Genomic DNA, 16,851 nt, shown 5'->3' with positions numbered 1-16,851 from the left:
CTCGTGGTGCGACGCCCACCACATCCGCCACTGGTCCCACGGCGGCCCATCCGACCTATCCAACGGGGTCCTCTTGTGCACCCGCTGTCACCACCGCATCCACGACGACGGCTGGCAAGTCCACGCCACCCCCACCGAGGTCTGGTTCACCCCACCCGCAAGCATCGACCCCAAACGCACCCCCAGACCAGGCGGCAAAACCGCCCTCCACGTCGACCTACCCCCACGCACACCCACCACCGCGAACCCACCCCACTAACTGCCACGCCCCACCGCGCCCACCCCACAGGCGGGCGCCCTACCGGCACGCCCGGACAGCGGCACAGCGCACGCACGAGGCACGGGCACGGGCACGGAGCGAAAGCCCCCGAGCATGGGGGCTCGATTGCGGAACCCGACCCTGGTGTCAGCCCCCGGAGACGCTCAGCTCCGCCTCACGCAGCCGCAGCTCGAGATCCGGCGTGATGTCCTGCGTGTCCAGCCAGCCCTCGGGGCACGCCGGCACGCGCGCCGAGCCCTGCCGGCCCCGCGGCCCCTCGGCCTCCTCGCCCGGGTACGGCGACTCGAGATCTAGGGTGTCGAGGATCTCCCGCAGCTCGGCGAGGGTCGACACCAGCCCGAGCGACCGACGCACCTCGCCACCCACGGGGTAGCCCTTGAGGTACCAGGACATGTGCTTGCGGATCTCGCGCATCGCCTTGTCCTCGTCGTCGCCGAAGTGGCCGACCATGAGCTCGCCGTGTCGGTAGATGGCGGCAGCGACCTCGCGCAGACCCGGCTGCACCCGCTCGGGTCGTCCCTCGAACGCGGCCTGGAGGTCCGCGAAGAGCCACGGCCGACCCATGCACCCGCGCCCGACGACCACGCCGTCGCACCCGGTCTCCTCGACCATGCGGACCGCGTCCTCGGCCTGCCAGATGTCGCCGTTGCCCAGCACGGGGATCGACGTGACGGTCTCCTTGAGGCGGGCGATCGCCGACCAGTCCGCAGTCCCGCTGTAGTACTCGGCGGCCGTGCGCGCATGCAGCGCGACCGCGGCCACACCCTCCTTCTCGGCGGTGCGGCCCGCGTCCAGATACGTGAGGTGGTCGTCGTCGACGCCCTTGCGCATCTTCACCGTGACCGGGATGTCGAACTTCGACGCCTCGCGCACCGCAGCCCGCACGATGTCACGGAACAGATCGCGCTTCCACGGCAGCACCGCTCCCCCGCCCTTGCGGGTCACCTTGGGCACCGGGCAGCCGAAGTTCATGTCGATGTGGTCCGCGCGGTCCTCCTCGCAGATCATCTTCACGGCCGCGCCGATGGTCGCCGGATCGACGCCGTACACCTGGACCGAGCGCGGGGTCTCGTCGGGGTCGTGAGCGATGATCCGCAGCGACTCGGGCGTCCGCTCGACGAGCGCGCGCGAGGTCACCATCTCGGCCACATAGAGCCCGCCGCCGTGCTCGCGGCACAGGCGGCGGAACGCGGCGTTGGTGATGCCGGCCATCGGCGCGAGGATCACGGGCGTGTCCACCTCAAGCGGACCGATGCGCAGCGGCGGGAGCAGGCGGGTGGTCGGGGTCATGGGGTCCATTCTCTCAGGCCGCCGACGGGACCCTGGCGAGCACGATGCGCGAGGAGATGTGAGCCCTCGGCGGCACCGTGGAGAGGCCGGAACGACGGCAGGCGCACTCGCGCCCGGGCCGCTGAGGGAAAGCCCGGGCGCGAGGCGCCGTGGCGCAGCGACCAGGCGCGCAGCCACGACGTGCAATGAGGGACGGTGGCATTCGCCTGTGTCCCCCAGAGGATGCGATCCGCATCCCCGAATGCCCGCCACGACAAGGTTGGGGCCACGGCGTATGGCGCGTCAAGAGGAACGGGGCAAATCAGTGGAAAACATCACGTTTCGGTCACATTTGGCTTCGTCAAAGCCCCATCCGAGCCCTTTTCGACCCCTGACGGACCCTCGACGCGCCCCTCCGCGCGCCCCCCGGATTCCGCGTCCGTGGGGTGATCGTCGCCCGGCCCGGCCGCCGCATCGTCCTCCGCCTCGCCGCTGAAGCCGACGATCATGGCGCCGATCGCCGTGGTGAGCGGCACCGCGAGCACCAGACCGATCGACCCGACCAGCGTCCGCACCACCTCGCCCGCGAGCTCGGAGGAGGTGATCGCGCCAGAGATCGGGTCGTCGTAGGCGGCGATGAGCATGATAAGCGGCAGGGAGGCGCCCACGTACGCGAAGGCGATCGTGTACACGGTCGACGCGATGTGGTCGCGGCCGATGCGCATGCCGCGCGAGAACAGCTGCCACGCCCCGAGGTCCGGACGCGCCTTCCCCAGCTCCCACACGGCCGAGGCCTGGGTGATGGTGACGTCGTTGAGGACGCCGAGCCCCGCGATCATGAGCCCGCACAGCGCGAGCCCGTGCAGCGAGATCGAGGCGTCGAGGAAGGTGAGGTTGATCTCCGCCTCGGAGGGCACTCCGGGGATGTTCGCCGCGTGGACCGCCCACGTGCCCAGGATCGCCGTCGCGAACAGGCCCGCCACGGTCCCGAGGTACGCGGTGGTGGTGCGTGCGTTGAAGCCATGCGCGATGTAGAGCAGCACCGCGAGCGCGCCGACCGATGTGACCAGCCCGACCAGCGGCGCGTTCGCGCCGTCGAACAGCGCCGGCACCGTGTAGAACGCGATGATGCCGAACGCCGCCGCGAGCCCCAGCAGCGCCCCGATCCCCCGCCACCACGCGACCGCGACAACCAGCACCACGTAGACGATCAACAGCGCGAGGATGGGCGAGGTGCGCTCGAAGTCGGAGAAGACCACGCTGCCGTCGTCGAGCTCGACCACCCGTACCTCGTCGCCCGGGTTGAGCTCGAGCGAAGGGATGCCGGTGGGCGAGAGCTCGCGCTCACCCTCGGCCCCCTCCGTGGTGATCTCGACCGTGGTGGTGCCGGACTCGAGGTCGGTGGATACCACCGTGGCGTCGAGCCTGCGCGCGTCCGCGTAGAGCAGGCTCTGCGAACCGAGCGAGTCCCAGGAGGAGGGCCACGTCAGCGCGGCCCCCAGGACCACCGCGGCGAGCACGCCGCCCACGAGCGCCCACAGGAGGCGCGTCGTGGCGACGGATGCCCGCGGTGGGACCTCGGAGTGCGAGTGGCCCGCCCCCAAGATCAGGCCCCGATGAGCCGCTGCGCGAGGTAGCCGCTCACCTGCGAGAGCGCGACGCGCTCCTGCTGCATGGTGTCGCGGTCACGGATGGTGACGGCCTGGTCGTCGAGCGTGTCGAAGTCGATCGTGATGCAGTACGGCGTGCCGACCTCGTCCTGACGGCGGTAGCGCTTGCCGATGGACTGGGTGACGTCGACGTCGATGTTCCACGCGCCGCGCAGCTCCTTCGCGAGCGCCTCGGCGGTGGGCACCAGGTCCGCGGACTTCGACAGCGGCAGCACCGCGGCCTTGACCGGCGCGAGGCGGTGGTCCAGGCGCAGCACGGTGCGGGTCTCGGTGCCGCCCTTCGCGGTGGGCACCTCCTCCTCGGTGTACGCCTCGACCAGGAACGCCATGAGCGAGCGGGACAGGCCCGCGGCCGGCTCGATCACGTAGGGCACGTAGCGCTCGTTCGTGGCCGGGTCCAGGTAGCTGAGGTCCTTGCCCGAGTGCTTGGCGTGCGTCGACAGGTCGAAGTCGGTGCGGTTCGCGATGCCCTCGAGCTCGCCCCACTCCGAGCCCTGGAAGCCGAAGCGGTACTCGATGTCCGTGGTGCCCTTGGAGTAGTGCGAGAGCTTCTCCTGCGGGTGCTCGTAGAGGCGCAGGTTGTCCTCGGAGATGCCCAGGTCCGTGTACCAGTCCTTGCGGGTCTGGATCCAGTGCTGGTGCCACTCCTCGTCGGTGCCGGGCACCACGAAGAACTCCATCTCCATCTGCTCGAACTCGCGGGTGCGGAAGATGAAGTTGCCGGGGGTGATCTCGTTGCGGAAGGACTTGCCCACCTGCGCGATGCCGAACGGGGGCTTCTGACGCGCGGTGCGCATGACGTTCTCGAAGTTGATGAAGATGCCCTGCGCGGTCTCGGGGCGCAGGTAGTGCAGCCCGGAGTCGTCGGACGCGGCGCCCAGGTAGGTGCGCAGCAGGCCGTTGAACATCTTCGGCTCGGTCCACTGCCCGCGGGTGCCGCACGCGGCGCACGCGATCTCGGCGAGGCCGCCCTCGGGAGCGCGGCCCTTCTTCTCCTCGAACTCCTCGAGCAGGTGGTCCTCGCGGTAGCGCTTGTGGCAGGACAGGCACTCGACCAGCGGGTCGACGAACGCGGCGATGTGGCCGGAGGCCTCCCACACCTGCGGGGGCAGGATGACGGACGAGTCGAGACCGACGATGTCGTCACGCGACGTGACCATCGCGCGCCACCACTGGCGCTTGATGTTCTCCTTGAGCTCGACGCCCAGCGGTCCGTAGTCCCACGCGGAGCGCGTGCCTCCGTAGATCTCGCCGCACGGGAACACGAAGCCGCGGCGCTTCGCGAGCGAGATGGCGTTGTCGAGACGGCTGGGTGCGGCCACGTGATGCTCCTAGTGCAAGGGGGTCGGAATCGCTCGCGACAGTCTAGCGGCGTGCCGACCGGGGGACGATGCGCGACCGGCCGGGCGGCGGCCCGCACGCCGGGCGCGAGGGCCGTCCGGGACCACAGTCCTGATTTCGACAATCATTCTCATCTGTGCCTAGAATGGCGACCATGAAGAAGACCTCCGCCCTCATCGCCGCCGCCGCGGCCTCGACCCTCACGCTCACCGCCTGCTCCACCACGGAGCCCGGCGCGGACGGGTCCGCCTCCGCCGAAGGCGCGCTGACGGTCGCGACCGCGTTCTACCCGCTCCAGTTCGTCGCCGAGCAGGTGGGCGGCGACCGCATCGTCGTGGTGTCGATGACCCCGGCCGGCGTCGAGCCGCACGACGTCGAGCTCTCCCCCGCCACCGCGCGCCAGCTCGGTACCGCGGACCTTGCGCTGTACCTCTCGGAGTTCCAGCCCGCGGTCGACGACGCGATCTCGACCACCGGCGTCGAGGCGCTCGACGCCGCCGAGGTGATCGAGCTCCACGCGGCGGAGGAGCACGCCGACGAGGAGGGCGAGGACGAGCACGACCACGGCTCGTCGGACCCGCACTTCTGGCTCGACCCCGACCTGCTCGCCCACCTCGCCGATGCGGTCGGCGAGGCGTTCGCCACGGCCGACCCCGACAACGCCGACACCTACACCGCGAACGCCGCCACGCTCCACGCCGCGCTCGAGGACCTCGACAACCAGTACGCCACGGGCCTCGCGCAGTGCGAGCGCGACACCATCGTCACCGGGCACGAGGCCTTCGGGTACCTCGCGGAGGCGTACGGCCTGCACCAGGAGGGCATCGCGGGCCTCGACCCCGAGAGCGAGCCCTCGCCCGCGCGCATCCTCGAGATCAAGGACATCATCGCCGAGACCGGCGCGACCACGATCTTCACCGAGGACGCCGTGAGCGCGTCCGTCGCCGAGGCCCTCGCGAGCGACGTCGGCGTCGAGACCGAGGTGCTCAGCCCCGTGGAGACCGTGGCCGACGGCGACGACTACATTGGCGTCATGACCAGGAACCTCTCCGTGCTGGAGGATGCGCTCGGCTGTGAGTGACCACCCCTCGAACCCGGACGTCCCTACCTCGTTGGTCGAGGCGAGGGACGTCCGCGTCTCCCTCCAGGGCACCGAGATCCTCCACGGCGTCTCGCTGACGGCCCGCCCCGGCGAGGTGGTGTCGCTCATGGGCGGCAACGGCTCGGGCAAGTCGACCTTCGTCCGCTCGATCGTCGGCGCCGTGCCCACCACCGCCGGCAGCATCGACCTCTTCGGCGCCCCCGCCTCACCGCAGGCGCGTGCGCGGCTCGGCTACGTCCCCCAGCGGATCACCGCGGCGGGCGGAGTCTCCGCGACCGCGATCGAGGTGGTGACGTCGGGCCTGCTCGGCAGCCGTGAGCTCGATGGTCGCGTGGGCTCGCGGCTGCGTGGCCTGGTCCCGCCGCGCGACGCCAAGGCGCGCGCCCGCGAGGCGCTCGCCTCCATGGGCGTCGAGGACCTCGCCAAGCGCGACGTGTCCCGCCTCTCCGGCGGCCAGCAGCAGCGCGTGCTCATCGCCCGCGCGCTGGTCCGTCGGCCCCGCCTGCTCATCCTCGACGAGCCCATGGCGGGCGTCGACCTCGAGTCGCAGGTCCAGTTCTCCCACACGCTCGGTCACCTCAAGGAGGAGGGCGTCGGCATCGTCGTCGTGCTCCACGAGCTCGGCGCGCTCATGCGCCACATCGACCGCGCCGTGGTGCTCGAGCATGGCTGCGTGACCTACGACGGCGTGCCCCCCAAGGACCTGGGCGTCCACGCCCTCCCCGGCCACGACCACGACCACCCGCACACCGACCCGCCGCCCCGCGACGGCGCGACGCTCGGATTGGAGTCGCTGTGAGCCTGCTCCAGGAGCCGCTCATCCAGCGGATGCTCATCGTCGGCCTGCTCGTCGGGGCCGCTGCGCCCGTGATGGGCACCTATCTGGTCCAGCGCCGCATGGCGCTGCTCGGCGACGGCATCGGTCACGTCGCGCTCGCCGGCGTCGCGGCCGGCTGGCTCGCCGGCAGCTTCTTCGACCTCGCGCGGCAGGACGCCCTCGCGATCCCGGGCGCCGTGGTCTTCGCGATCATCGGAGCCGTGGTGATCGAGCGCATGCGCTCTCGCGGCACCGCGGCCGACATCGTCATGGCGATCCTCTTCTACGGCGGCATCGCGTCCGGCGTGCTGCTCATCGGCCTCGCGGGCGGCTCGAACGCCAACCTGCTGGGCTACCTGTTCGGCTCGATCTCCACGGTCACGTGGGGCGACGTCTGGCTGAGCGTGGGTCTCGCCGCCCTGATCCTCGTCATCGGGCTCGGCCTCCGGGCCGCGCTGTTCTCGGTCACGCACGACCAGGAGTTCGCGCGCTCCACCGGGCTCCCGGTCGACGCCCTCAACATGGTGGTCGCGGTGCTCGCCGCCGTCACCATCACCGTCGCGATGCGCGTGGTCGGCGTGCTGCTGGTGAGCGCGCTCATGATCGTCCCCGTCGCGATCGCGCAGCTGCTCACACGGTCCTTCTCGCGCACCATGCACCTCGCGATGGGGATCGGCGCGGTGCTGACCCTCACGGGCATCTGGATCACGGTCTTCCAGGACATCCAGCCCGGCTCGCTCATCGTGGTGCTCGGCGTGGCCCTGTACGTCGTGGTGGCTGCCGTCACCACCCTGCTCAAGGGGGTTCGCCGATGAGCGCCGCCACACCCGCGCCCCGCATGACGCGCCAGCGCCGCGAGATCCTCGAGGCGCTCGACACGCGCGACTTCCGCTCGGCCCAGGCATGGCACGAGCGCCTGCGCTCCGAAGGCTCCACCATCGGCCTCGCGACGGTCTACCGCGGGCTCCAGTCGCTCGCCGACCAGGGCGAGGTCGATGCCGTGGTCGCCGAGTCGGGCGAGACGCTCTACCGACGCTGCGAGGCGGGCGAGGAGCACCACCACCACCTCCGCTGCCGCGGCTGCGGCAAGGCCGTCGAGATCGACGTGCCCGAGTTCGAGGCCTTCGCGCACCGCATCGCCGAGCAGCACAGCTACGGCGACATCCAGCACACGATCGAGCTCACGGGCATCTGCCCCGAGTGCGCCGCCGCAGGGAAGGACTGATGCCCGGCATCCCCGACTTCGTCGAGGACGGCCCCTGGTGGTGGCTGTTCGCGGCGCTCGTGTGCATCGTCTTCTTCCGCACGCAGGCGACCTACTGGATCGCGCGATGGGCGCGCGCCGGCGCGGATGCCGTCGCCGACCGTGCCGACGCCCAGGACAGCAGGCGCGCGCGCATCGCGCGGAGGTTCAGCGGCCCCACGATGACCAAGGCGCAGGCCTTCACCGAGCGCTGGGGCTGGATCGCCATCCCGCTGTCCTTCCTCACGCTCGGCATCCAGTCGCTCGTCAACGGAGGCGCGGGCTACGCCCGCATGCACTGGGGCCGCTACACGCTCGCGATGCTCCCCGGCTGCCTGCTCTGGGCCGCGGCGTACGAGGTGGTCGGGTACTCGGCCTTCAAGGCCTTCACCATGTCCCCGTGGGCGCTCGGCGGCAGCGTGCTCCTGATCGCCGCCGTCGCCGTGCTCCTCCTGGCACGCCGCCGCCGTGCTCCCCAGGACGCCGCCCTCGCACCGTCCCCGGTCGAAGGCGCCTGAGGCGCCGCACGGGACCGCTCAGGCGGCGCCGAAGCGACGGTTGCGCCGTGCGTACTCCTCGATCGCGGCCCACAGGTGCGTGCGATCCACGTCGGGCCACAGCGTGTCGCTGAACACGTACTCCGCGTAGGCCGCCTGCCACGGCAGGAAGTTGCTCGACCGCTGCTCGCCGCTGGAGCGCCAGAAGAGGTCGACGTCGGGCATGTCGGGCTCGTCGAGGTGTGCCGCGAGGGTCTTCTCGGTGACCTTGGACGGGTCGAGCTCCCCGGCCGCGACACGCAGCGCGATCGCCTTGGCGGCATCGGCGATCTCCGCACGGCCGCCGTAGTTCACGCACATCGTGAGCGTGAGCCCGGTGTTGTCCTGGGTCAGCTCCTCGGCCTTCTCGAGCTCCGTGATGACGGAGCGCCAGAGCTTGGGCCGCCGCCCCGCCCAGCGCACGCGCACACCCCACGAGTGCATCTCGTCGCGGCGGCGACGGATGACGTCGCGGTTGAAGCCCATGAGGAAGCGCACCTCCTCGGGGCTGCGCTTCCAGTTCTCGGTGGAGAACGCGTAGGCGCTCAGGTGGGTGACCCCGATCTCGACCGCGCCGGCCACCACGTCGAGCAGCGAGGCCTCGCCCCTGGCGTGCCCCTCGGTGCGGGGCAGCCCGCGCTCCTTGGCCCAGCGGCCGTTGCCGTCCATCACCACGGCCACGTGCCTGGGCACGGCCTCGGGCGGCAGGGCGGGCGGCGTCGCGCCGGAGGCATGGGGGAACGGGCGCGCGTAGGTCACGCCGGTCAGCCTAGCGGCGGACGATGCGCGACCGGGCTCGGAGGGCCCGCTACTCCCCCAGGCTCTCCGAGACCACGGCGAGGGCCGCCGCCCGCGCCTCCCGCGCGCGCGGGCCGCGTCGCACCACGAACGCCTCGACGAGCGCCTCGATGACGAGCGCGAACGCGGCACGGGACGTCTGCGTGAGCTCGTCCTGGAACGAGTCCGTCACGGGCGGCACCACCAGCGTGGTGGTCGCTCGCGACACCAGCGGCGCCCGCGCGAAGGCCGTGAGCGCGAGCACGGTGGCGCCCGCCTCCCGCGCCGCGTCGGCGGCGTGGAGCGATCCCACCGTGGCCCCGGAGCCCGAGATCACGAACAGCACGTCACCCGGGCGGAGCTGCCGCGCGGCGATGTGCTGCGACAGCGGGTCCGGCTGGAACTCGACGGGACGGCCCGCGCTCGTGAGACGCATCGCCGCGTCGTGCCCGAGCGGTGCCGACAGGCCGCTTGCCGCGATCACCAGCCGGGGTGCCTCGTCGAGCGCCGTCACGAAGGCCTCGACCACGTCCGACGTGAGCGCCGCGGCCGTGTGCGGCAGCGACCGGGCGAAGCGGTCGACCGCCGCCTGGACCACGCCCAGGCTCCCGGCCGCGACGGGCGCCGCCGGAGCGGCGAGCGCCCGCTCGCGCGCGAGGGCGACGCGCAGCTGCGGGTAGCCCTCGAAGCCGAGCGTCTGCGCGGTCCGGACCACCGAGGCGCGGCCCACGCCGACGGCGTCGGCGAGCTCCTGCGCCGTCATGTCGACCGCGCGCTCGACATCGGCCGCGATCGCCTCGGCGACCTTGCGCTCGCCCTTCGCGAGCGAGGGCACCAGCGCCGCGATGCGCACCGTCGGCGGTGCGTCAGGAGCTCCTGTCCACGCCACGAACCTTGGCCCCTTCCATGATCCTGCGGCGGATCGCGCCGGAGACGGCGTCGATGGTCATCGTCACCACGATGACGACGATGATGAGCACGCCCACGGTGTCCCACTGACGATGCTGAGTGTAGGTGGTGAGCATGTCGCCGATGCCGCCCACGCCGATGAGGCCCAGGATGGCGGACGTGCGCACGTTGATCTCGAAGCGGTAGAGCGCGAGCGAGGCGAGCTCGGGCGAGATCACGGGCCACAGACCCCACCGGATCGTCGCGAGCAGGCCGCCGCCGCCCGCGCGCACGGCCTCGACCGCGCCGCCCGGGGCCGACTCGACCGTCTCGTAGGTCCACTTGGCGTGGGTGCCGATGCCGCCGATCGCCAGCGCGAGCGCGCCGGTGAACGGTGTGAGACCGGTGACGGTGAGGATGATGATCGCGATGACCACCTCGGGCACGGCGCGGATGATCGCGAACAGCCCGCGCAGCGGCAGGCGCAGCCACAGCGGCCCCACGCCCTCGGCCGCGGGGATCCCCAGCATCGTCGACAGCACCACGCCCAGAAGCGCGCCGAGCCACGCCATCGACACCGAGCGCCACGTCTGGCGCAGCGCCTCGGGCAGCATCGACCAGTCCGGGTCGGAGAACATGAGCGAGCCGTAGTGGACCAGGTCGCCCGGGAGGTCGGCGAGCTTGTCCCACTCGATGTCGAGGCCCACGAAGGCCCCGACCACCACGGCGGCGACGGTCCAGGAGGCGATCCTCACCGCGAGGCGGCGGGGCCGGGGAGGCGCGATCGGTGCGCGCACGGCGAGCGCGGTCATCGCAGCCTCTTCCGCAGGATGTTGGAGGCGAGCTCGATGAACACCACGACGATGAGGATCTCCAGCACGATCGTCGAGAGCGCGTCGTAGCGGTAGAACCCGCGCATCTCGTCGATGAGGCGACCGATGCCGCCCGCCCCCACGAGGCCCAGGATCGCGGAGATGCGCACGTTGAGCTCGAGCGAGTACAGCACCTGGGACACGTACGCGGGCCAGGTCTGCGGCAGCGCCGTGAGGCGGTTGATCTGGGTCTGGGTGCCGCCCGCGGCTCGACCGGCCTCCATGTAGGCGGAGTCCGCCGAGTCGATCGCCTCGGACACCAGCTTGACCACGATGCCCACGTCGAACAGCACCAGGGTGATGACGCCGGGCAGCGCGCCTACGCCCACCATCGCGACAAGGATCGTCGCGTAGACCAGGTCGGGGACGGCACGGATCATGTTGAGCACGAACCGCACGGCCATGCGCGTGGGCGTACGGGGGTTGGTCGGGCGCGCCGCCCACATCGACAGCGGGATCGCGAGGGCGGCGGAGATCGCGGCGCCCACCACGGCCATCTGCAGCGTCTCGAGCAGCGGCTGCCACGTGCGCGGGAGCACCGAGAGGTCGGGCGTCAGCATCTGGGCGATGCGGTCCGCGCCGTTGGTCCAGTTCTTCGCGATCGCGCCCAGGTCGATCTCGACCCCGCCGAGCGCGGGCGTCGCGGTGAGCGCGGTCAGCACCGCGAGCACCCCGACGACTCCCAGCGTGCGCGGCCACGTGCGCGGTCGCGCGGGGATGCGGGCGACCCGCTCCGCGGTCGCGAGGGACGATGCGCCGGTCACCGCGTCACTCCCCCAGCCTGTCGCGCGCCTGGACAGGGCGGCCGTAGATCGCCTCGAAGTCGGCGTCCGTCGCGGTGGCGGCGGGTCCGTCGAAGACCACCTCGCCGGCGCGCAGGCCGATCATGCGGGTGGTGTACTGACGCGCGAGGTCCATGAGATGCAGGTTCACCAGGACCGTGAGGCCGCGTGAGGCGTTGATGTCCTCGAGGTCCGCCATCACGGCGTGGGCGGTCGGCGGGTCGAGGCTCGCGACGGGCTCGTCGGCGAGCATCACGGCGGGCTCCTGGCTCAGCGCACGCGCGATCGCGACGCGCTGCTTCTGCCCGCCGGAGAGCGCACCGGCGCGGTGCCACACCTTCTCGAGCATGCCTACCGAGTCCAGCGACCTCATCACCATGTCGCGGTCCTCGGCGGAGGCGAGCCCGAGCATCGTCCGCCACGTGGGCATGTGCGCGAAGCGACCCACCAGCGCGTTGTGGAACACGCTGGCGCGGTCCGCGAGGTTGAAGGCCTGGAAGATCATGCCGATATCGCCGCGCGCCTCGCGCAGCGCGCGCCCGCGCAGCTCGCTCACGGCGTGCGGACCGACCGTGACGCGGCCGCCCGTGGGCTGCACGAGCCCGTTGACGGTGCGGATCATGGTCGACTTGCCCGAGCCGGACAGCCCCACCACGGCCACCATCTCGCCCGCGGCGATCGACAGCGACACGTTCTTGAGCGCGACCACCCCGTTCGGGTAGCGCACGGTGACATCGTCGAGCTCGATGGGCCACGGCCCGGAGGCCGGGGGCGCGACGCCCCCGGCCTCCGACCCGGTGATGGTCTCGCTCATCACTGTCCGCTGAAGCGGGCGTTGACCTCGCGTGCGAGGTCGATCGCCGCGGCGTCCGCCGGGACCCAGTCGGTCTGGCTGAAGATGTTCATCAGCGTGTCGGGGTCCACGTCGGCGAAGCCGTCGAGCAGCGACGTGATCTCGTCGCGCAGGTCCGCGGGGAGCTCGTCCGAGAGGACCACGCCGCCGTTGGGGTACATCTCCGACAGGCCGAAGACGACGACCTTCTCACCCAGGTCGGGGACCTCCTCGGCGGAGACCGAGGACCGCGCGTCCCAGTACGCGAAGCCCACCTCGGCGTCGCCGTTGTAGACCGCCATGAGCAGCGTGTCGTTGCCGGTCACCGGCACCTGGTCGAGCGAGTCGATGTCGACGCCGTTCGCCTCGAGCGCGAGCACGGGGAGCTGGTAGCCGGCGGGCGAGGTGGTGTTGCCGAACGCGACGGCGGTGCCCTCCTCGATGAGCGCCAGCTTGTCCTGCGCGACCGGGCCGACGCCGGTGTTGTCGTCGCCCGACGCGACACCGTTGCAGTACAGGAACGTCTGGCCGGTCGCGGCGTAGGTCGCCTCGACGGGCTCGTCGTCGCAGTACTTGTCCGGGTTGTTGGTGAAGTACATCGAGGCGTACTGCGACGCGCCGTAGCGGACGTCCTGGAGCACCGCGTGAGCGCCGTAGAGGTCCTCCGCCGCGGCGAGCGAGCCCGCGTCCGCGATCGCGATCTGCGCCTGGCCCGAGCCGATCGCCTCGACGGCGGCCTGGTAGTCCTTGGTCACGACGCCCTCGACCGTGATCCCGAGCTCCTCGCTCAGGTAGTCGGTGAGCGGCTCGACCGAGGTGATGAGGTCGGTGACGTTCTCGTTGGGGATCAGCGCGAGGGTGATCTCGGTGGGCCACTCCGAGCCGGCCTCGGCGGCGGTCCCGCCGGAGGTCGCGGTCGAGGCGGGGTCGGCGTCGGCGCTGCAGCCGGCGAGTGCGACGAGGGCCGAGGCCGCGAGGCCAACGGTGATGAGCGGGGTGCGCATGTCAGACGTGCCTTTCATGAGGATGGGTGCTGCTCAGGAACGGGTGGTGCCGGTGGTGCGGGAGGTGCCGGAGGGCACGTCCTCGAGGGGCGCCGAGTCGGCGGCCCACGCTTCGATCGCCGCGTACAGGAGCTCGAGGCGCTCCGCGGCGAAGGTGACCTCGGCTGCCGGTGCCGCCGCGGCGGCGCCCACGAGCGCGGTCGCGGCGCCGCGCTCTCGCGCGGGCGCCAGGTCGAACTCGTCGATGTCGCCGACGGACAGCACGGGACCGAGCGGCAGGACCTCCTCGATCACCGCGGCGAGGCCCAGCGGCTTGCGTGCCGAGCACACCACCCGCGTGAAGACGCCGGCGGCACCGAGCGCCTCGAGCGCCTCGGGGATGCGGGTCTCGGGCGCGTTGGTGACCAGCACCAGCTCCGCGTGCGCGGCGAGGCGGCGAAGGAACTCCCCGAGCCCGGGCGCGGGCTCGATGGGCGCCGCCTCGGTCGCAAGCAGGTCGCGGCTGCGCAGGTAGCCCTGCTGGAGCGCGTCCTCGTCGATGCCGAGCCCCGCCGCCGCGACTGCGACCGCGTGATACGCGTCGCGGTAGCGACCCGGCTCGGTCAGCAGCCGTGCCCGCTCGGTCGCTGCTGCGGCCGCGAAGCCCTCGACGCCGGCGACCTCGTCCACGCACCGGACGTAGGCGTCGAGCGGTCCCTCGCCCAACGCCAACGTCCCGTCGAAGTCGAAGATCACGGTGTGCGGCACAGGGGGTCCTCCGGTCGGCTCGGTCGGGTGCATCGCCCCTCTGGACGATGCGTCCAACCTAGCGGCCGCAAATGGACGGATAGGCCACGATCAGGTGAACATCCTGTTAAATAACTCGGTGATCCCCACGGGCGGGATCACGAGCGGTCGACGTGGCCCAGGCTGCGCACCTTGCGCTCGAGGTGGAACTGGGCGTACGCCGCGATGAGCCCCGCGGCGTCCCGCCGGTGACGCGGGTCCGCCGCGTCCGCGATGGGCCAGTCTCCCACCAGGAGCGCCTCGAGCAGGGAGAACGTCTCCGGCGCCGGCGCCGCCGCCCCCGGCGGACGGCACGACTCGCACACCGCGCCTCCCCCGCCGACCACGAACGCCCGGTGAGGCCCGGGACGCCCGCAGCTCGCGCAGTCGCTGAAGCTCGGCTCGTAGCCCGCGAGCGCGAGCGCGCGCAGCAGGAAGCTGTCGAGCACCAGCCCGGCCTCGTGCTCACCGCGGCTCAGCGTGCCGAGCGCGCCGTGCAGCAGGCGGTAGTGGTCCCACGCCGGCTCGCGCTCGTGGTCGACCAGCTTGTCCGCGGTCTCGACCATGGCGGTCGCCGCGGTGAACTTCGCGTAGTCCTCCGCGATCCGCCGGGCGTACGGCTCCTTGGTCTCCACCTGGCTCACGATGTCCAGGTTGCGCCCCTCGTACAGCTGGACGTCGACCAGCATGAAGGGCTCCATGCGCGAGCCGATGCGGCTCGAGGTGCGCCGCACCCCCTTCGCGACGGCCCGCACCTTGCCATGGCGCCTTGTGAGCATCGTGACGATGCGGTCGGCCTCGCCCAGCTTGTGGGTGCGGAGGACGATGGCGTCGTCACGGTAGAGGGGCACGGTCCATTGTCGCGCGCGTCAGGCGCCGGCCCGCTCCACGGCGCGCGCGAGCCCGTCGAGGAGCAGGTCGAGCCCGTAGTCGAACGAGTCCCCGAAGTCGAAGTCCGGCCGCATCGCGTGCTCCATCGCGAACCGCGTCATCATCGGGTAGGCGTCCGGATCGAAGGCCGCGGCGATCTCCCCGGCCAGCTCCGCGTCCTCGTCCCCGCGCTGCACCGCGAGGTTGGCCTCCTGCATCGCGAAGCCGTACACGAAGCTGTCGAGCACCGCGTAGGCGTGCGCCATGAGCGGCAGCGGCATCCCCGCCCGGTCCAGCGTGGACAGCACGGACTCGTGATGCGCGAGGAGCTCGGGGCCCGGGTGATGGCGCGACTCGAGCAGAGGGACGGACCAGGGGTGACGGCCCAGCACCTCGCGCGCGGAACGGCAACGCACGCGGAGCGCCTCGCGCCACCCGAGATCCGTCGGCGGCTTCTCGATCTCGGAGAAGACGATGTCGACCATGCCGTCGAGCAGCACCTCCTTGCCGGCCACGTGGTGGTAGAGCGACATCGGCTTGGTGCCCAGGTGCTCCGCGAGCGCGCGGATGGTGAGCGCCTCGATCCCGTCGCGGTCGGCCAGCTCCATCGCGACGGCGAGCACGCGCTCCCGCGACAGCCGCGGCCTGCGAGCATCCTGCGCGCCATCCTGCCTGGCATCCGACACATCCGCCTCCGAACCTTGCGCATCGTACTAAGTACGTCTACGGTCGAGCATAGCAACTCGTACTAAGTACGAACGGCATCGACACGAAGGAGCAGGACCATGACCGCCACCGTCCCCACCGCAGCGACCACCACGATGCAGGCCGCCGTCCAGCGCCGCTACGGCGGCCCCGAGCACATGCACCTCGAGACCGTCGAGGCACCCCGGCCCGGACCGGGCGAGGTCCTCCTCGAGGTCCGCGCCGCGGGCGTCGACCGCGGCGTCTGGCACCTCATGACCGGCCGCCCGCTCGTCATCCGCGTCCTCGGATTCGGCCTGCGCCGCCCCCGCCAGCCGATCGCCGGCGAGGACGTCGCGGGCGTGGTGATCGGCATCGGCGCGGGCGTGACCCGCTTCTCGCTCGGCGACGAGGTGATGGGCGCGGCGAAGGGCTCCTACGCCCCGCGCGCGGTCGCCGCGGAGGGCAAGCTCGTGCTCAAGCCCGCGTCGCTCAGCTTCGAGCAGGCGGCCGTCCTGCCCGTCTCCGGCGTCACCGCCCTGCGGGCCGTCGAGCGCGCCCGCATCACGGAGGGTCAGCGCGTGCTCGTGCTCGGGGCGTCCGGCGGGGTGGGCTCGTCCATCGTCCAGCTCGCCGCCGCCGCGGGAGCGCACGTCACCGGGGTCGCGAGCGCGGCGAAGGCGGACCTGGTCCGTGCGCTGGGCGCCTCGGAGGTCATCGACTACCGCGCCGAGGACGTCACCTCGCACGATCTCGAGTTCGACGCGATCCTCGACGTCGGCGGGCTGACCCCCCTGCGTCGCCTGCGCAAGGTGCTGTCCCCCACCGGCACCCTCGTGATCGTGGGAGGCGAGGGCGGCGACGCGCTCACCGGGGGCGTCGGGCGCCAGCTGGGCGCCACGGTGGTGTCGCTCTTCACGCGCCAGACCCTCACCAGCTTCGTCGCCGTCACGTCCGCGGAGCAGCTCGAGTCCCTCGCTGCGCGCATCGCCGCCGGCGACGTGTCCCCCGCGCTCACCCGCACCTACCCGCTCGCGGAGGCCGGCACGGCCCTCGCGGACCTCGCCGCCGGCCGGATCGCCGGCAAGGCCGCGATCGTCGTCGAGCGCTGACCCCGCG

19 protein-coding genes are annotated in these 16,851 nt (G+C 71.9%); 7 read left to right on the top strand and 12 right to left on the bottom strand.

The features are described from left to right. Window positions 1-22: 22 nt before the first annotated feature. Window positions 23-259 (top strand): HNH endonuclease, encoded by a 237-nt coding sequence (locus AOM00_RS15305; protein ID WP_228373527.1) that lies wholly within the window; start codon window positions 23-25, stop codon window positions 257-259. Window positions 260-406: 147 nt separating this feature from the next. On the opposite strand, the gene dusB is transcribed toward AOM00_RS15305, so the two are convergent. The 3 genes from dusB to AOM00_RS14455 all read right to left on the bottom strand — a co-directional run bounded on the left by dusB (window position 407) and on the right by AOM00_RS14455 (window position 4,541). Further along, entirely contained in the window at window positions 407-1,579 is a 1,173-nt protein-coding gene (dusB, locus tag AOM00_RS14465) for a tRNA dihydrouridine synthase DusB (protein ID WP_156159195.1), read from the bottom strand. Window positions 1,580-1,884: 305 nt separating this feature from the next. After that, a complete protein-coding gene (locus tag AOM00_RS14460) occupies window positions 1,885-3,153 on the bottom strand; it encodes a YibE/F family protein (RefSeq protein ID WP_062518471.1) in 1,269 nt (422 codons plus the stop codon). Between the two features lie 2 nt (window positions 3,154-3,155). Further along, a complete protein-coding gene (locus AOM00_RS14455) occupies window positions 3,156-4,541 on the bottom strand; it encodes a glycine--tRNA ligase (RefSeq protein WP_062518470.1) in 1,386 nt (461 codons plus the stop codon). Between the two features lie 173 nt (window positions 4,542-4,714). Here AOM00_RS14455 and AOM00_RS14450 point away from each other — a divergent pair, with 173 nt between their 5' ends. The 5 genes from AOM00_RS14450 to AOM00_RS14430 are packed head-to-tail and all read left to right on the top strand — an operon-like array spanning window position 4,715 to window position 8,240. Continuing rightward, window positions 4,715-5,641: a metal ABC transporter substrate-binding protein gene (locus tag AOM00_RS14450; protein WP_228373525.1), complete on the top strand. Its 927-nt coding sequence runs from the start codon at window positions 4,715-4,717 to the stop codon at window positions 5,639-5,641. Continuing rightward, the gene (locus tag AOM00_RS14445; protein WP_228373524.1) at window positions 5,634-6,461 is read left to right on the top strand and encodes a metal ABC transporter ATP-binding protein; all 828 of its coding nucleotides are present in this window, start codon (window positions 5,634-5,636) and stop codon (window positions 6,459-6,461) included. Before AOM00_RS14450 ends, AOM00_RS14445 begins: the two co-directional genes overlap by 8 nt. Then, a complete protein-coding gene (locus AOM00_RS14440; RefSeq protein ID WP_267127718.1) occupies window positions 6,458-7,294 on the top strand; it encodes a metal ABC transporter permease in 837 nt (278 codons plus the stop codon). Before AOM00_RS14445 ends, AOM00_RS14440 begins: the two co-directional genes overlap by 4 nt. Next, complete coding sequence (locus AOM00_RS14435; protein WP_062518467.1) at window positions 7,291-7,704, top strand: Fur family transcriptional regulator; 414 nt, start codon at window positions 7,291-7,293, stop codon at window positions 7,702-7,704. The genes AOM00_RS14440 and AOM00_RS14435 overlap by 4 nt, the downstream gene beginning before the upstream one ends. Continuing rightward, on the top strand, window positions 7,704-8,240 hold the full coding sequence (locus AOM00_RS14430) for a DedA family protein (RefSeq protein ID WP_062518466.1): 537 nt from the start codon (window positions 7,704-7,706) through the stop codon (window positions 8,238-8,240). Before AOM00_RS14435 ends, AOM00_RS14430 begins: the two co-directional genes overlap by 1 nt. Before the next feature lie 18 nt (window positions 8,241-8,258). Here the strand turns inward: AOM00_RS14430 and AOM00_RS14425 are convergent, their stop codons facing one another. The 9 genes from AOM00_RS14425 to AOM00_RS14385 all read right to left on the bottom strand — a co-directional run bounded on the left by AOM00_RS14425 (window position 8,259) and on the right by AOM00_RS14385 (window position 15,734). Further along, on the bottom strand, window positions 8,259-9,017 hold the full coding sequence (locus tag AOM00_RS14425; RefSeq protein ID WP_439644936.1) for an isoprenyl transferase: 759 nt from the start codon (window positions 9,015-9,017) through the stop codon (window positions 8,259-8,261). Window positions 9,018-9,066: 49 nt separating this feature from the next. Continuing rightward, complete coding sequence (locus AOM00_RS14420) at window positions 9,067-9,924, bottom strand: MurR/RpiR family transcriptional regulator (protein WP_082097107.1); 858 nt, start codon at window positions 9,922-9,924, stop codon at window positions 9,067-9,069. Then, the gene (gene phnE / locus AOM00_RS14415; RefSeq protein WP_062518464.1) at window positions 9,902-10,735 is read right to left on the bottom strand and encodes a phosphonate ABC transporter, permease protein PhnE; all 834 of its coding nucleotides are present in this window, start codon (window positions 10,733-10,735) and stop codon (window positions 9,902-9,904) included. The genes AOM00_RS14420 and phnE (AOM00_RS14415) overlap by 23 nt, the downstream gene beginning before the upstream one ends. Beyond that, window positions 10,732-11,559 (bottom strand): phosphonate ABC transporter, permease protein PhnE, encoded by an 828-nt coding sequence (gene phnE / locus AOM00_RS14410; RefSeq protein ID WP_062518463.1) that lies wholly within the window; start codon window positions 11,557-11,559, stop codon window positions 10,732-10,734. Before phnE (AOM00_RS14410) ends, phnE (AOM00_RS14415) begins: the two co-directional genes overlap by 4 nt. 4 nt (window positions 11,560-11,563) lie before the next feature. Then, window positions 11,564-12,391 (bottom strand): phosphonate ABC transporter ATP-binding protein, encoded by an 828-nt coding sequence (phnC, locus tag AOM00_RS14405; RefSeq protein ID WP_062518462.1) that lies wholly within the window; start codon window positions 12,389-12,391, stop codon window positions 11,564-11,566. Continuing rightward, window positions 12,391-13,413 (bottom strand): phosphate/phosphite/phosphonate ABC transporter substrate-binding protein, encoded by a 1,023-nt coding sequence (locus AOM00_RS14400; RefSeq protein ID WP_062518461.1) that lies wholly within the window; start codon window positions 13,411-13,413, stop codon window positions 12,391-12,393. Before AOM00_RS14400 ends, phnC begins: the two co-directional genes overlap by 1 nt. Before the next feature lie 33 nt (window positions 13,414-13,446). Next, complete coding sequence (locus AOM00_RS14395) at window positions 13,447-14,160, bottom strand: HAD family hydrolase (RefSeq protein WP_062518460.1); 714 nt, start codon at window positions 14,158-14,160, stop codon at window positions 13,447-13,449. Between the two features lie 137 nt (window positions 14,161-14,297). Next, window positions 14,298-15,029, bottom strand: a complete 732-nt coding sequence (recO, locus tag AOM00_RS14390) for a DNA repair protein RecO (RefSeq protein ID WP_062518459.1) — start codon at window positions 15,027-15,029, stop codon at window positions 14,298-14,300. An 18-nt stretch (window positions 15,030-15,047) separates the two neighbouring features. Further along, window positions 15,048-15,734, bottom strand: a complete 687-nt coding sequence (locus AOM00_RS14385; protein ID WP_062518458.1) for a TetR/AcrR family transcriptional regulator — start codon at window positions 15,732-15,734, stop codon at window positions 15,048-15,050. A 99-nt stretch (window positions 15,735-15,833) separates the two neighbouring features. Here AOM00_RS14385 and AOM00_RS14380 point away from each other — a divergent pair, with 99 nt between their 5' ends. Beyond that, complete coding sequence (locus AOM00_RS14380; RefSeq protein ID WP_228373522.1) at window positions 15,834-16,844, top strand: NAD(P)-dependent alcohol dehydrogenase; 1,011 nt, start codon at window positions 15,834-15,836, stop codon at window positions 16,842-16,844. Window positions 16,845-16,851 lie beyond the last annotated feature (7 nt).

Origin of the sequence: Demequina gelatinilytica (genome assembly GCF_000971115.1) — a bacterium.
Classification (GTDB): domain Bacteria; phylum Actinomycetota; class Actinomycetes; order Actinomycetales; family Demequinaceae; genus Demequina; species Demequina gelatinilytica.
The sequence above is the reverse complement of the archived record's forward strand: the minus strand, read 5'-3'. Positions and strand labels throughout refer to the sequence as shown.

What these genes read in the sequence shown, in the direction of transcription:
- dusB (WP_156159195.1), bottom strand. Translation starts at nt 1,579, where the DNA reads ATGGACCCCATGACCCCGACCACCCGCCTGCTCCCGCCGCTGCGCATC.
- AOM00_RS14450 (WP_228373525.1), top strand. Translation starts at nt 4,715, where the DNA reads ATGAAGAAGACCTCCGCCCTCATCGCCGCCGCCGCGGCCTCGACCCTC.
- AOM00_RS14435 (WP_062518467.1), top strand. Translation starts at nt 7,291, where the DNA reads ATGAGCGCCGCCACACCCGCGCCCCGCATGACGCGCCAGCGCCGCGAG.
- AOM00_RS14430 (WP_062518466.1), top strand. Translation starts at nt 7,704, where the DNA reads ATGCCCGGCATCCCCGACTTCGTCGAGGACGGCCCCTGGTGGTGGCTG.
- phnE (WP_062518464.1), bottom strand. Translation starts at nt 10,735, where the DNA reads ATGACCGCGCTCGCCGTGCGCGCACCGATCGCGCCTCCCCGGCCCCGC.
- phnC (WP_062518462.1), bottom strand. Translation starts at nt 12,391, where the DNA reads ATGAGCGAGACCATCACCGGGTCGGAGGCCGGGGGCGTCGCGCCCCCG.
- AOM00_RS14400 (WP_062518461.1), bottom strand. Translation starts at nt 13,413, where the DNA reads ATGCGCACCCCGCTCATCACCGTTGGCCTCGCGGCCTCGGCCCTCGTC.
- AOM00_RS14380 (WP_228373522.1), top strand. Translation starts at nt 15,834, where the DNA reads ATGACCGCCACCGTCCCCACCGCAGCGACCACCACGATGCAGGCCGCC.